The sequence below is a fragment of the Nocardia sp. NPDC003999 genome (assembly GCF_053604885.1).
Genome location: NZ_JBSGIB010000033.1, coordinates 1 through 13,911 on the forward strand (window position 1 = coordinate 1; position 13,911 = coordinate 13,911).

Below are 13,911 nucleotides of genomic sequence, written 5' to 3' on the forward strand. Positions count from 1 at the left end.
GGTGCTCGACGACGGTTTCTCGTACTGCACGGAAGCCGTGCTCGGCCTGGATTGGTTCGCGCAGAACTTCTATCAGCCACGCACGCTCGGCGTGGCGTCGCGCACCGCAGGGCGGTGCCACCCCATCAACTACTTCGAAACACCCCCTAGCCGCGGGGCCACTGCTGCTGGCCTCGGCCCGCCACCACTTCACTTGGGCCCGCGAGCAAGCCCACACCGGAGATACGGCCTGGAGCTCGGCCTTCGTCGAGAAGGCCAGCTGACGCCGGCCCTGTCCACACCGCCTGCATCGACCGGACCCGTGATGCACAAATTGACCCGAACCCGACGCATCCCCGGCAGCATCACCACCCTGCTCTTCAGTCGGTTCGGCAGATCGCTGCAGGACCTTATCTCCGGCGGGCGCCTGGTCTTCCACTCCTTCGCCGCGCTGGCCGAATTCATCCGCGAGCTGATCATCGACGGCACCGAGTAGGGCTTGGCCCGCCGCACGGACCCACCGGCAACACCTCGTCACACCACCGGCGATTACCGCCGAACAGATCCACCAGGCCCGTGCCAGGCGGAGGAGACCGTCTCCTCGGTCCCGAAAACTGATCGGCGTATCGCGAGCGATGATCTACAACTACCTGCGCGGATTCAACAGCTACGACTCAGTGGCCGATTTGCCGCGTCATTCGCCGATAATCAGTTCCGAGATGCTGTTCCATCGGATTGCTTCTGCGCTTCGACCGACGTTGCCCGTGAAGCCGGTGTAGGGGCTTTCAGCAGTCTTTGGCACCGGCACGGGTTTGGGTGCGCCATGCTGGTGCGGTGGCCGATTCGCGGAGCAGACAATATGACTACAACGCGTTCATTTCCTACAGCCACGGCGAAGACCGGGTGGTTGCGACCGCGGTACAGCAGGGTCTGCACCGTTTGGCCCGGCGCTGGTACACATTACGTGCGTTGCGGGTATTCCGAGACGACACGAGTCTGCCCGCGAACGCAGACCTGTGGGCCACCCTCGAACTCGCGATCCGGAAGTCCGAGTTCTTCATTCTGCTGGCCTCCCCGCAGGCCGCCGCGTCCACGGGGGTGCGGCGGGAGGTGGAGTTCTGGAAGCAGATCGGCACGCCGGAGAAATTCCTGATAGTCGTAGCCGCCGGTGAGATCCACTGGGACGAGCGGCTCGGCGACTTCGATCGATCGCGCACCACGGCGCTACCACCGCAGCTCGACGGATGGTTCCGCGGTGAGCCGCTGTGGGTCGACCTGCGCGACCTCGATTCCCGTCGGCTCACGTTGCGCAACAGTCCATTTCGGTCCGCGATAGGCAAACTGGCCGCACCCGTGCACGACAGGAGCCCGGACGACCTCGACAGTGCGGATCGCAGAGGGTTGAGGCTGCGCCGAGCGGCCCTCGTCATCGTCGTTTTTTCGACCGTGGCGACGGTAGTGGCTGTGGTCTTCGCGGGACAGCAGCTGCTGGAAGCCAGAAACCAGGGCGATATTGCGCTTTCGCGTCGGCTCGCGGCGGATGCCGCGGGGGTTCGACCGACGCAGCAGAACCTCGCCAGGCAGTTGAACATTCTGGCCTACCGGTACGCGCCGACCTCCCAAGCGTGGTCCGGACTGCTGGCCGCGGTCGCCACCCCACGGGAGACCTACCTCGGTTTCACCGATTCCGTGGCGGCGATCAATTCCGGCCGGATGCTGCTGGCTACCGCAGGCGAGTCACAAACCGTCACACTGTGGGATCTGACCGCTGCGGACAGGTCCAACGCGTTGAGCAGGCTGGCCCTTCGATTCACCTATTCGGTGACTTTCAGCCCGGACGGCCGGCTGCTGGCCACCGGCAGTCTCGACGGCACCGTTGGTCTGTGGGACATTACGAATCCGGCCGACCCAATTGCTGTCGCGCAGTTCGTCGGCCCGCCTGTCGTATCACTTCGATTCAGTCCAGACGGCCGCACATTGGCGGTCGGCGGGCAGATCCGGCGCGAGGGCTGGCGGGTTGACCTATGGTCGATCGCTGATCCCGCGCATCCGAGCCGGGCCGGCAGCATCACCGACGGTGTATCCGGTGTTCTGTCGATCCCCTTCAGCCCGGATGGGCGCATGCTGGCCGTCGAAGCTCCCGACGGCGCGATCCGCCTGTGGAACGTGGCCGACCCCCTCTCCCCGGCGCCGGGCGCGGTTCTGTCAGGCCGTCCGGAAGGAGTGTGCGTCGCGGATTTCGGACCGGATGGACGGTCCCTGGTGGCTGGCGGTAACGACGGCCGGGTGGCGGTATGGAATTTCGCGGGTCCTGCCGCCCCTGCGATAGTGAAGAAGCACGAGAGTCCTGTATGCACTGCGGTCTTCAGTCGCGATGGTCACCACTTGGTCACCGCGAGCCGCGACAGCGCCAGATTGTGGAACACCGCGGACCTGGCGAGGATTCATATCGAGAAGGTTCTGGACGACGGCGTGAACATGGTGTCAGGGGCCGTTTTCACCGCCGACGGCCGCGATGTCGTGACCGCTTCCTTCGGCGGGCGGGTCCGTACCTGGCGTCTTTACGGCCCCGCGCTCACCGATCTGACGGACCAGGCCGCCGCGATCGCGGTGCGTCCGGACGGACGGCTGCTGGCATCCGGCAGCAGCCAAGAGGTGGTGCTCCGGGATCTCGTCGATGTCGACCGACCAGTGGTGACCGCCGTCCTGCCTGTTGCTACCGGCGTGGCACTGGCGTTCAGCCCTGATGGGCGCACGTTGGCCGTCGGCGGCTACGACACCTCCGTGTTCCTCTGGGATGTAGGCGATCCGGCTGCCCCGGTGCAAGTCGGGACCGTGAACATACGCAACAGTATGACCGGGCTCAGTGCAGCGCTGTCGTTCGACCCAACAGGTACCGAACTGGCGATTGGCGTACCCGACGGACTCGAGATCTTCGATGTCGGTGACAGAACCCATCCGGTGCCCTTGGGCACGCTCGACAGCGAGTTCCGAATAAGCCGGGTGGAGGCCGTCGAACGGGGTTTGATTCTCATCGCCGGTGGCGACGGCAGCATGTCGATCGTAGACGCCACCGACCCGCGAACTCCCCGGATCGTCGCCACGTACCCGGACAAGAAGAACCGGGTCTCCGCGACGACCCTCAGCCGCGACGGTCGTGTGCTTGTATTCGGCGACGAGGACGGCCGAATACGGGTATTCGATCTGACACATCCGGACAAGGCGCGGCTGACCGCATCCATCGGCAGCCCGTCAGGTCTCTCGACGTATGCCATTGGCCTGTCCTCGGACGCGACCGTGCTCGCAGTGGGCGACAATCGTTCGGTTCGACTGTTCGACCTGCGCGACCGCTCCGCACCGCAGGAACTGTTCGCCTGGTCCCTACCCGCCGAGCTGTCCGTCCACCTGCGCGCGCTTCGGTTCGACGAGCGCGGACGGGTGCACGCCCAATACGACGATCACCCACCTATGTCGTGGGACACCACGCCAGACGAACTCATCCCCCGCATCTGCGCGCAGGTCAGCGGGCCGCTCTGGGAAGGCGACTGGGGACTCTACCTACACGGCCGTCCCTATCGGCCGCCCTGCTGAACACGCCCGAACACCGGGTGACCGAAAAACACCGAACCGCCGTTGTCGCGGAGCAGTTCCCATCGAATGCCGGACTGGCCGCCGCCTCGAAACGGTGGCGCGACTCGATGCGTCATCCGTTCTCGGTCACGGTGGTGTCGGGGTGACGGCGGCTGGTGTCAGGCTTGACGAAATGTCCAGTAATTGCTGAGCGGTCGCGCCGGTTGTCCTCGTCGTGAGGCTCATCCTCACCGAGGGTGGTCTTCGGGTTCTCCACTGCGGTCTCCTCGCTCACGTATTCGCCGGTATCGGCGGAGCGGTAGCTCTTCTCGGCCACGTGAACCTCCTTGATCGTGTTGTCGAAGCCGTTGTCGAGGCACTATGTCGTGTCCTTCACCGAATAGCACCACCGCGCCGCTGTAAACGGCCGGCCCCCTCGTCTCGGCACCCGGTACCAAAGGCCTCCACACCAGAAACTCGCTGCGACCAGCTGCGACTCACCAGCACACGCTAGACATGCTGAGCCGAATACCGCAGACACGCATTGATTCTGAAGGTCATTGCTGCCAAACTTGCTGGAGGCGCCTCCGGTACACCTCGATCGGCGTGGTGGCATCGTGCACGCGGCCGGAGCCTGGTGATCGGACCGGCTCGCACGACGAGCGCAGTGGGCGGCCGCGCCCTCAAACCTATCTCGCCCGGTTCGTCCACCTCATCGCCAAAGGCCGCGATGCGTCCGCCAGGGCACTCGGTCGTCGCGTGCCCAAGCCTGCCGATGGACTCGGAGGACCGAATGCGGTTCATAGACCAGAACAAGCAGCATCGAGCTGGCCCTGTACTACGGGCTTTGGTGCTTGCCGATCGGCGCCCGCTGCGGGTAACCACCCCGACCACGAAACACCTGATCGGAGAGATGAGCCAGAACCTGACACAGAGCGGATTCCGACGCTCGATGAGGATGCTCTTCCGGTGGAGACCATGCGGCCGTACTGGACCAGTGCAACCACCACGTGTAGTCGGCTGGTTTCCGCACACGACCATTCCGGCGGCTGAACGCCGGGCAGTTCTGGCCCCGCCGCTTATGTCAGAAAGCCCCATTGCGTAGAGCCAGCGCCACCAAGGCTGTCGGAGGGGAACGCTACCGTTGCCTGATACGCGCCTGCACCGAAACGGGCGATAAGACGAAGGAGGCATCATTGGACGAAAGGCTCTCCGCCACTGGGCAACAGGCCTCCGGCTTTCGGAGGCGTACGAGACCGTCGAACGAGCTTCCCGTGACCGTGGGCATTGATGCTGCACTCGTGCGCACCGGCGACATCGCGATCGCGCTCAGCGGTGCACGCGCCTACACCCAGGGAATCGAATTGTTTTTCCGGTTGCACGTTCGCCAGCCCGGCTCTGGAACGAAAACACCTGCAGGATCGCCGATCCCACCAGGAACACCGGCACCGACACACCCGCCGCGGGCAGCGCGGCGAACAGGCCGCTCAGCCACCGCACGCGCGTGTAGGCGGAGATCAACGTGACCGCGAGCGCCAGCAGCACCGCCAGGACCAGCGCGCAGGCGGCGAGCAGCGCGGTCTGCGGCAGCACCGACACGATCAGCGGCCACACCTGCTCGCCGGTGCGGGTGGATGCCCCGAAGTCACCGCGGGCGGCCGCGAACAGCCGGTTCAGGTATTGGCCGAGCAGATCGTGGTCGAGTCCGTAGTACTCCCTCGCGTTCTGCTTGTCCTGCTCGGTGACGAGGTCACCCTGGGTGGGGTCGAACAACAGATCCACCGCGTCGTAAGGCAGCACGTAAAGCAGCACGAACGTCACGGTGTACGCGCCCCACACCACGAACACCGCTTGGCCGAGTTTGGCCAGCACATAGCGGAACATCGGTTACCTCGGCTCGATCCAGGTGTCGTAGAAGACGTTTCGCGACTGCGCCTCGTAGCCCACGTTGTGCACCTTCGGATTCGCCGCGGTGACCTGGGCCGGGTTGTACACCGGCACGGTGAGCACCTGGTCCTCCAACAGGAACCGTTGCGCCGCCTGGGCCGCGGCCGCCCGCCGCTGCGGGTCGATGGTCTTGCTGACCGCGCCGAGCGTGTCGATCGCCTGCTGGTAGACCGGATCGCCCTGGGCCAGCTTGGCCATGTTGCCGAACTGCGGCGAGTACACCTGTTCGAGCACCGCGACGTCCGCGCGGCTCTGGTTGGCCACCTGGATGTTCCAGCGCTTCGGCTGGGTGATGGCGGCCTGGTAGTCCGGGATCGGCAGCACGTTCAGCTTCAGGTCGACGCCGATCTTGCGCAGGTCCTGCTGGATCAGCTCGTAGGCAGGCTTGTTGTTCACCAGGTTGTTGATGCCGATCAGCGCCAGTTCCAGCCTGCGGCCGTCGCGGTCGACGCGGATGCCGTCGGCGCCCCTGCGCCAGCCCGCGTCCTCCAGGATCTGCTCGGCCCTGCGCTGGTCCTGCTTCAGTGTGCCGGAGAAGTCGACGTAGCCCGGCACCCGTTCGGACAGCACCGAACTGGACACCTTGTAGCTCGGAGTGAGCACGGTCTTGCTCAGCGCGTCGCGATTCCAGGCCAGCTTGACCGCTTCGCGCACCGCGCGGTCGTTGGTGGGGAACAGGTCGGTCTTGAAGTCGAAGGCGATGTCGCGACCGGGAATGAGCTGCGGCACGATCCGGTAGCCCTCGCGGGTCAGCGGCGCCTCGTCGGTGTTGTTCACATCCAGGATCGCGTCCACCCGGCCCGCTCGTAGCGCTCCGGTGCGCACACCGGCCTCCGGGATCACCGAAATCTCCACCGCGTCCAGATACGCCTCGCCGTTGTGTTTACGGCTGGCAGGCGCCCAGTTGTACCGGAACGCTTCTTCAGCACCGTCTTCTGCTGGTAGACGTGCTCGGTGACGGTGAAAGGCCCGGTGGTGACCAGATTCTGCGGCAAGCTGCGCTGCTCTTTGGGCAGCTGCAGGGTGGTGTGCCCGAGGATGCCGGAGAAGTAGAGCGAGAGCGCCTGCAGGAAGCCCGCATTCGGGCGGGTGAAGGCTACCTCGACGGTGCGCGGGTCGAGCACGCGGGTGCCGGAGTAGCCGACCCAGTACGCGATCACCGGCACGATGCCGAGTTCCTTGTTGCCGAAACCGAGCAGGTCGAAGTTCTCCTTCACCGAATCCGCGGTGAATTTCGACCCGTCGCTGAAGGTGACGTCGTCGCGCAGATGGAAGGTGAATCGGGTGAGCTCGGGATCGATGTCCCATGAGGTGGCCAGCCACGGTTCGATGGCGCCGGTCTCGGGGTTCTGGTAGGTCAGCTTGTCGGTGATATTGCTGGTGATCAGCGATTCGGGGTAGGAACTGCCCGAATGCGGATTGAGGTTGGCCGGTGCGTCCAGCACCGCGAACCGCAATGTCCCGCCGCGACCGGCGTGCCGCCGTCGCCGCCGCCCGCGACCCGGTTGGCCGGCGCCGCGCATCCGGCCAGCACCGCGGCGGTGATGGTGACGGCGATGAGCGCCGCCGCCCTCGAGAACCTGCGTGATGACATCTGACAAACTCCTGACGAGTGGCCGTCCCCTTGCGGCGAATGCCGTGGGTGGCGAAGTGGTGGCCGAGAACCCCGGGAACAAACCGTCCGGGGCGGCGCGCGAAGTGGTTTCGCGTCAGCGACAACAGTCGGCGAACGCCTGCCGCACCGCCGAGCGCGTGGACACCGCGAATCGCATGGTCACGCTCCTTCACCGCTCGACGGACAGCGGACCGCACCGGCGATCCACAGTGCAGTCTGCACAGCGCCGGTAGCCGGAACAACCAAGCTCGTCTTCGAGAATCGTTCAGTTTTCGTGAAACCAGGAATGCCCGGTCTCCGCACGGTGGAACGGGATCACCGTGTGGTCCAGCGCCCGGCCGGTTCCCCGCTCACACAGTCGCGTGAGCATCACACCCCGGACCGGCCCATGCCGGAGTGCATGCCGAGAATCTCGCGGAATCTATTGAATACGACGTCAACTTCAAGTAGCGTGCCGACCACTGACGGTGACCCGCGTCACATCAGGTTCGTTTCTCACCCTGGAGATAGGTATGACTCCGAATTCGGATTCCGGCAGCCCGGACCAGAAGAAATTACGGCGCCTCATGGCCGCTGCCCTGGTGGGCAGTTCGATCGAATGGTACGACTTCTTTATCTACGGAACAGCCGCTGCCTTGGTATTCGGCAAGCTGTTCTTTCCCCATGCGTCGCCGCTGATGGGCACCTTGCTGTCCTTCAGCACCTTCTGGGCGGGCTTCATCGCACGGCCACTGGGCGGACTGATCTTCGGGCACATCGGCGACACCTTCGGCCGCAAGCCGGCACTGGTCTCGTGCCTGATCCTGGTCGCCGCATCCACCTGCACGATCGGCCTGCTGCCCACCTCCAAGACGATCGGCGTGGCCGCGCCGATTCTGCTGGTGGCATTGCGGTTCCTCCAGGGCATCGCCGTGGGAGGCCAGTGGGGCGGGGTCACTCTGCTGCTCACCGAAACCACCAAGCCGAACCGCAAGGGCCAAGCGGGCACCTTCGGCCAGATGGGCGTGCCCTTGGGACTGCTACTGGGCACCGGCGCGTTCCTTCTGGTCAGCGCATACGTCAAGGGTGCCGACTTTCTGAGCTGGGGTTGGCGTATCCCGTTCCTGGCCAGCGCCGCGCTGTTCCCGGTGGTGCTGTTCATCCAACTCCGCATCGAGGACTCCCCCGAGTTCCGCCGGCTGCAAACCAAAGCCGCCGTGGCCTCGACCGCGGTCGCGCAGGCCCCGATTCTCGAAGTACTGCGCACGCGCTCGAAGCGGGTTCTGCTCGGCGCCGGGCTGTTGTTCGGAACAAACGCCATCTTCTACATCAGCGTCGCCGGTGTGCTCGATTACGGTGTGCGCGAACTCGGCCTGGCCCGCAACAGCCTGCTGGCCGTCTCTCTGCTCTCCTCGGCCATCGGAGTGCCCATCATCTATCTCGCCGGCTCGCTGTCCGACCGTGTGGGTCGCCGCCCATTGATACTGATCGGGGCAGCGCTCATGGCGCTGTGGGCATTCCCCTTCTTCTGGCTGGTGGGTAGCGGCTCACTCACGGCGATCATGATCGCAACCACTGTCGGCAGCGGCATCGGCTCCGGGCTGGTGTACGGCCCGTTGGCGGCGTATCTCGCGGAACTGTTCGAGCCCCGAATCCGCTACTCCGGCATAACGCTGTCCTACCAGCTGGCCGCCATCCTGGTCAGTGGTGGCACGCCCTTCCTCATGACCGCGCTGCTGGCGGCAACCGGTTCGACAGCGTCGGTCTCCGCCTTCCTCATGGTCATGGCGCTGTGCACGCTCGGCTGCGCATGGGCACTGCCGGAAACCGTGTCGGCCGGTCAGCCCGCGACGGCCGGCGGGAACGCCTCCGTCTCCGTTCCGTCCTGATCAGCATCGTCTGATCAATCCGGGTAACTGCCAACAGGATTCACGTAAACGCCACCACTGGGCGTTGGCCTGCTGCAAAGTTGTAAACGCTCACGTACCCGACTTATACGCGAGCGTTTACAACTTCAGGTTCATGATTGGATCAAAGACCCCCATGAGGACGAGAACATCCGCCGCGGTGGCCGGCGCTGCTGCCATCACAGCCCTGGCCGTTGAAACCGCAGGCGGATTCCCCGGAACGGACCATGCCGACAGCGCGCCCGCTGGGGATACGCCGGTGGTGATCACGGTCGACACCACTGCGGACGAAACCGCGGCCGATCTCGGAAGCCGATTGTGCCGCACGGCTTCTGGTACCTGCACCCTGCGCGCCGTGGTGCAGGTGGCCAATGCCCGTCCGGGCAGCACGATCGTGGTGCCGGTCGGCCGCTATGTTTGGCGATACCGCCCGACCCGCAGAAAGTGCAGTGCCGCAACGCCGATCCGACCACGGGAGACCTGAACGTCACCGCGCCGACCGTGCGGAACTCCACCATCAGGGCGAATATCTCCGGTATCGCATCGGCCAACTGCGCGACGGCGTTCGCGCGGTTTGTCTCCGAGGGTGGCGACACCAGCGACGACGCTTCCTGCGAGTTCACCGGGGCAGGCGACACAGTCGTGTCCTAGTCGGCAGGCGTAGCCAGCCCGAGTAATGCGCGGTGAATGTACATCACCGCGTCCTCGAGCGCGAGCAAATCCCCGCCGTCACGCAAGATCCGGCGCACGGCCTCGTTGGTCGCCTCGGTCACCGCCAGATATGCACGAGACCCGGCCACGGCGGTCTCCAAATAGAACGAGCCGGGCAAACGACGGTTCCCCACGCAACAGGGTGAGATACGCCTGGATCCCGCGCCGGAGGGCCTCGAGTGGCTCCACCGGTTCGGAGAGCACCTGCCTCATCACCTGCTCCAGATGATCGATCATCAGATCGCGACCCGTCTCCGCTGCGGCGAGAAAGCACGCCTCTTTGTCCGGGAAGTGCTGATAGAACGTCCAGCGCGAAACCTTCGCCGCGGCAGCGATATCCGCGACCGTCGCAGTGAGATAGCCGCGATCCGCGACAACGACGGTCACACCGAACAACAGCCGCTGACGCTGCGACCCCGTCACCAGATCACGAGCGAGGCTGTGCGGCCCGTGCGGCAAGGTCGTCAGAGTCGGTTCCAGCAACTTCCTGCGTCGCACCCACATCTTCCATATCAGAGTGCGCGCACGGCTCGGCACAGACTTCACGAGCCGGGTGACGCAGGGACGACAGGCCTGTCCTGCCGACACCTGCGTCACACCCATCAAGGCGCGGGGAGACCTCGACGGCGTAAGCCGCCCAGCTCACCGACGGGCAACCGCTCCCCTGTCCGCCGGATCGTTCAGGCCTGGCAGCGACTTCCAGTCGATCGCCCGCTTCAGGATCTTTCCGGTGGCGCCCTTCGGCAACTGGTCCACGAACGCGAACAGGTGTGGAACCTTGTATGCCGACAGCTGCTCCTTGGCCCAACTCCGCAGTTCATCCGGTGTCGGCTCCGCTCCGGGCGCCAGGGCGATCACCGCGGCGACCTCCTCGCCGTAGTGCTCGTCGGGCACACCGATCACCGCCGCTTCGACGATATCGGGGTGCCCGTACAACACTTCCTCGACTTCACGGGGATAGACGTTGTAGCCGCCCCGGATGATCATGTCCTTGGCCCGGTCGATGATGTAGACATAGCCGTCGTCATCGACCTTGCCGAGATCCCCGGTGGCGAGCCAGCCGTCGCGCAGGTCGCATGCGGTGGCCTCCGGCCGGTTCCAGTATCCCCGCATGATCGTCGGACCGGACAGGTACAACTCGCCTACCTCACCGGGAGCGAGTACCGAGCCCGAGGCGTCCCGGACTTCGATTCGCATGCCGGGCAACGGAAGACCCACAGAACCCACCCTCGGGTCCTTCCCGACGGGGTTGAACGTCGCTATTCCCGACGATTCGGTAAGCCCATAGCCTTCCATGATCTCGCAGCCGAACCGGGCGCGAAAAGCTCGGATGACCTCCCCCGGGAGTGAGGCACCGCCCGACGAAGCCATCCGCAGACTCCCGAACTGCTCGGGCCCGAAGTCCCCTCCGGCGTGCAGCATCGCGTTCCACATCGTCGGGACACCCGACATCAGGGTGATCTCGTCCGCGCGCACCATCTCGAGCATGCGGCCGGGATCGAACCGCGACAGCAGCGACAGCGACGCACCCAGGTGCAGAGCGGTATTCATGACGACCGACTGTCCGAATACGTGGAACAGCGGCAGCGCGGTGCCCATCCGCTCCTCGCTCGTCACCCCGAGGTAGTCGATCAAGATTGTCGACGCGGCGTGCAGGTTGGCGATCGTGAGCTCTACGCCCTTCGGCTTGCCGGTGGTACCGGAGGTATACAGCAGAACCGCGACATCATCCGGGGCGAGATCGACGGGTTCGGACAGCGGCTCCGTCCGATCACGCTGTGCGCCCGGCTCGAGCACCCAGAGCGGGAGTCCGCGCTCCCGCGTGGCCGTCTCGGCCGATGTCGTCGCCTCGTGCCACGCGATCACCAGGCGTGCCGTGGAATCGTCGAGGACATAGCCGATTTCGGCTCCGGTCGCCATCGTGTTCATGGTGATGACGATGGCGCCGACGAGGTGCGCACCCAGGTAGGCAACAACGAATTCGGGGACGCTCGGGGCCACCAGCAGTACGCGGTCGCGACTGTCGATCCCGGCGGCACGCAGTGCACCGGCGAAGGCCGCCACCGAGTCCTTCAGCCGGCCATAGCTCCATTCCTCGCCCTGCGCCCTGATCGCGATCGCCTCGGGCCGATCGAGCGCGTTCTTCCACATCGGACCGGCGACGTTGACCATCCGATTCCTCCTTCTGGCCTAGCTGGTAATCCCCCTCGCACCGTAATTGAATTCGGCGTCAAGTTCAATAACTGTCAAAAGGGAAATCTGCGACAACCGCATCGGCAAGGAAACCGTGTGATGCGACCAGAACAGCCGCTAACGGTCTACCGGAGAGGCCTCGTCCGCACTCCAGCCGAGGTTCGGCAGCTTCGTGGCGGCGAAGTCTGTCATGAAAGCCCAGACCCTGCCCAGCCGGCGAAACCGGCTGGGCAGGGTTGGCGTCACTTCGCCGGGGCCGGGGCCGGCATCGGCTGGTTGATCGTCGTGAAGTACTGGACTGCCGCCATGATCGCGACCGGAGCGGTGACGAGAATCTGGCCTGCCAACGTCCCCAGCGCGCCGAGGGCCATGATTCCGCCCACACATCCGATGGCGGCTGCCGGAATGAAGCCTCCGAACAAGCCGATAATCGCCGCGGAAGCGACGGTCGCCCCGGCGATCCCGCCCAGCACGCAACCGACAGCCGCGCCGCCGATGCCGCCGACGGCGGTACCGATCGTCGCGCCCATGAGGATCGTGGAGGACAGTCGCGCCCAAGCGGCTTGTTCCCGGTCGTACTGGGTCTTCCAGGGAGCCTGGTCTTCGTAGGGCAGCGCCACCGGCTTGTAGGCGGCGTGCTCGAGGTCGAACTGCGGCGTCAAGGTAGCAGTGCGGTCGCGGATATCGGCGGCGATCGGGAAGACGAAATCATCGACCCGGAAAGACAATTCCGAACCCGCCACCACAGCACCGCCGGGGGCCTTGATCTTCAGCACCCCCTCTTCGACGGCAATCGAGCCGGCCGCGAGATCGATCACCGATGACCGCTCTCCGACCGATACCTTGTAACCGACCGCCGCGGTATCGGCCGGTGCCGCCGATACCGTTCCGGCGGTTATGCCGAGCGTCGAGACGAGCAGCGACGCTGCTGCAATCGTTTTCCTCATCTTTTTCCTTCTTCTTTGTGCCTCGAACCAGACGTTCGAGAGACTGCGAACACGCACGGGTGCGATTCGATTCGGTTCCGCCGACGAAACCGTCTCCGACCGCTCCCGCGCATCGCGCCCGACTCCATCCACATCAGATGGAATCGAGGAATTTCACCAGCGCCTCGTTGACTTCCGCTGGTCGCTCCTGCTGAATCCAATGGCCGGCGCCTGCGATCACAATGTTTTCGCGCAGATCCGCGAGGACCGATGTCATCGTTTCGGCCGGCATGAACATGCGAACCGCATCTTTGGAACCGGTCAGGAAAAGCGAGGGCTGCGTGATGACGTGACCGTCGAGCGGGGCCGTGAGCTCCCAATTCCGGTCCATGTTCCGGTAGTAGTTCAGTCCTCCGCTGAAGCCCGTGTGCTCGAACGCCTCAACGAATACCCGCAGCTCGTCCTCCGACAACCACGGGGGACGCGGTAGTTCTCCGCTCGGCCGCCGTGCCAGAGCCTGCGGCGAGGGAGTGTCGTTATTGAGGAGCGTCCATCGAACGTCCTGCGCGAGCATGGCATCCGCGACTCCCGGCTCCTGGAACCAGCACATGTAGAACGAATCTCCCAGCCGGGAACGCAGAATCCCCAGCGGTGGAACCGGCGCGCGCGGCGCCGGTGGAACGCTCAGTCCAGCCACCGCCCGCACCCGGCCGGGATAGGCCAGTGCCATCTGCCAGACCACGGCGGCACCCCAGTCGTGTCCGATGAACACGGCATCCTCCACGCCGAGGGCGTTCAACAGTCCCACCAGGTCGGCGCAGATCGTCAATACGTCGTAGTCCTCGATCTCGGACGGCCGCGAGCTACCTCCGTAGCCGCGCATATCCGGGGCGATCACGCGATACCCGGCCTCGGCGAGGGCGAAAACCTGATGACGCCACGAGAATGCGAGTTCGGGAAATCCGTGGCAGAGAACAACCACCGGTCCCTCGCCATGATCGACGACCCGCAGTTCGATCCCGTTCGTGGCGATCCGCCGAGATCCGAGCGCCTGCCACGCCGCAACATCGACCGTCATCCGCAC

12 protein-coding genes and 2 pseudogenes are annotated in these 13,911 nt (G+C 65.1%); 6 read left to right on the forward strand and 8 right to left on the reverse strand.

Annotation, left to right across the window (positions count from 1 at the left end):
* The 3 genes and pseudogenes from ACWESM_RS34805 to ACWESM_RS34815 form a co-directional block, all read left to right on the forward strand.
* Window positions 1-475, forward strand: a pseudogene (locus ACWESM_RS34805) (hypothetical protein); the annotation flags it as partial.
* 338 nt (window positions 476-813) lie between these two features.
* Window positions 814-1,128: pseudogene (locus ACWESM_RS34810) on the forward strand (toll/interleukin-1 receptor domain-containing protein); the annotation flags it as partial.
* 540 nt (window positions 1,129-1,668) lie between these two features.
* Entirely contained in the window at window positions 1,669-3,570 is a 1,902-nt protein-coding gene (locus tag ACWESM_RS34815; RefSeq protein WP_452495431.1) for a hypothetical protein, read from the forward strand.
* 112 nt (window positions 3,571-3,682) lie between these two features.
* Here ACWESM_RS34815 and ACWESM_RS34820 read toward each other — a convergent pair whose 3' ends face one another.
* The 4 genes from ACWESM_RS34820 to ACWESM_RS34835 form a co-directional block, all read right to left on the reverse strand.
* On the reverse strand, window positions 3,683-3,886 hold the full coding sequence (locus tag ACWESM_RS34820) for a hypothetical protein (RefSeq protein ID WP_452495387.1): 204 nt from the start codon (window positions 3,884-3,886) through the stop codon (window positions 3,683-3,685).
* A 992-nt stretch (window positions 3,887-4,878) separates the two neighbouring features.
* Window positions 4,879-5,433 (reverse strand): hypothetical protein, encoded by a 555-nt coding sequence (locus ACWESM_RS34825; RefSeq protein WP_397280960.1) that lies wholly within the window; start codon window positions 5,431-5,433, stop codon window positions 4,879-4,881.
* A 3-nt stretch (window positions 5,434-5,436) separates the two neighbouring features.
* Window positions 5,437-6,351 carry an ABC transporter substrate-binding protein gene (locus ACWESM_RS34830; RefSeq protein ID WP_452495389.1) on the reverse strand — a complete coding sequence of 305 codons (915 nt, stop codon included), beginning with the start codon at window positions 6,349-6,351 and terminating at the stop codon, window positions 5,437-5,439.
* Window positions 6,336-6,941, reverse strand: coding sequence for an ABC transporter substrate-binding protein (locus tag ACWESM_RS34835; protein WP_452495391.1), 606 nt, complete (start codon window positions 6,939-6,941; stop codon window positions 6,336-6,338). The genes ACWESM_RS34830 and ACWESM_RS34835 overlap by 16 nt, the downstream gene beginning before the upstream one ends.
* Between ACWESM_RS34835 and ACWESM_RS34840 the strand changes: the two genes are divergently transcribed.
* The 3 genes from ACWESM_RS34840 to ACWESM_RS34850 all read left to right on the forward strand — a co-directional run bounded on the left by ACWESM_RS34840 (window position 6,909) and on the right by ACWESM_RS34850 (window position 9,481).
* On the forward strand, window positions 6,909-7,094 hold the full coding sequence (locus ACWESM_RS34840; protein WP_452495393.1) for a hypothetical protein: 186 nt from the start codon (window positions 6,909-6,911) through the stop codon (window positions 7,092-7,094). The two genes, ACWESM_RS34835 and ACWESM_RS34840, sit on opposite strands and share 33 nt — an antisense overlap.
* Window positions 7,095-7,623: 529 nt before the next feature.
* Window positions 7,624-8,979: an MFS transporter gene (locus ACWESM_RS34845; RefSeq protein WP_355074381.1), complete on the forward strand. Its 1,356-nt coding sequence runs from the start codon at window positions 7,624-7,626 to the stop codon at window positions 8,977-8,979.
* Between the two features lie 178 nt (window positions 8,980-9,157).
* Window positions 9,158-9,481 carry a hypothetical protein gene (locus tag ACWESM_RS34850; RefSeq protein ID WP_452495396.1) on the forward strand — a complete coding sequence of 108 codons (324 nt, stop codon included), beginning with the start codon at window positions 9,158-9,160 and terminating at the stop codon, window positions 9,479-9,481.
* 245 nt (window positions 9,482-9,726) lie between these two features.
* Here ACWESM_RS34850 and ACWESM_RS34855 read toward each other — a convergent pair whose 3' ends face one another.
* The 4 genes from ACWESM_RS34855 to ACWESM_RS34870 all read right to left on the reverse strand — a co-directional run bounded on the left by ACWESM_RS34855 (window position 9,727) and on the right by ACWESM_RS34870 (window position 13,905).
* Complete coding sequence (locus tag ACWESM_RS34855) at window positions 9,727-10,206, reverse strand: TetR/AcrR family transcriptional regulator (protein ID WP_452495398.1); 480 nt, start codon at window positions 10,204-10,206, stop codon at window positions 9,727-9,729.
* Window positions 10,207-10,350: 144 nt separating this feature from the next.
* On the reverse strand, window positions 10,351-11,880 hold the full coding sequence (locus ACWESM_RS34860; protein ID WP_397280967.1) for a long-chain fatty acid--CoA ligase: 1,530 nt from the start codon (window positions 11,878-11,880) through the stop codon (window positions 10,351-10,353).
* Window positions 11,881-12,143: 263 nt separating this feature from the next.
* Window positions 12,144-12,848 carry a hypothetical protein gene (locus ACWESM_RS34865; protein WP_364433891.1) on the reverse strand — a complete coding sequence of 235 codons (705 nt, stop codon included), beginning with the start codon at window positions 12,846-12,848 and terminating at the stop codon, window positions 12,144-12,146.
* Between the two features lie 133 nt (window positions 12,849-12,981).
* Window positions 12,982-13,905, reverse strand: a complete 924-nt coding sequence (locus ACWESM_RS34870; RefSeq protein WP_364433993.1) for an alpha/beta fold hydrolase — start codon at window positions 13,903-13,905, stop codon at window positions 12,982-12,984.
* Between the last annotated feature and the right edge of the window lie 6 nt (window positions 13,906-13,911).

Excerpts from the sequence above, each read along its gene's own strand:
- ACWESM_RS34825 (WP_397280960.1), bottom strand. The coding sequence starts at position 5,433 with ATGTTCCGCTATGTGCTGGCCAAACTCGGCCAAGCGGTGTTCGTGGTG.
- ACWESM_RS34840 (WP_452495393.1), top strand. The coding sequence starts at position 6,909 with ATGCGGATTGAGGTTGGCCGGTGCGTCCAGCACCGCGAACCGCAATGT.
- ACWESM_RS34845 (WP_355074381.1), top strand. The coding sequence starts at position 7,624 with ATGACTCCGAATTCGGATTCCGGCAGCCCGGACCAGAAGAAATTACGG.
- ACWESM_RS34860 (WP_397280967.1), bottom strand. The coding sequence starts at position 11,880 with ATGGTCAACGTCGCCGGTCCGATGTGGAAGAACGCGCTCGATCGGCCC.
- ACWESM_RS34865 (WP_364433891.1), bottom strand. The coding sequence starts at position 12,848 with ATGAGGAAAACGATTGCAGCAGCGTCGCTGCTCGTCTCGACGCTCGGC.
- ACWESM_RS34870 (WP_364433993.1), bottom strand. The coding sequence starts at position 13,905 with ATGACGGTCGATGTTGCGGCGTGGCAGGCGCTCGGATCTCGGCGGATC.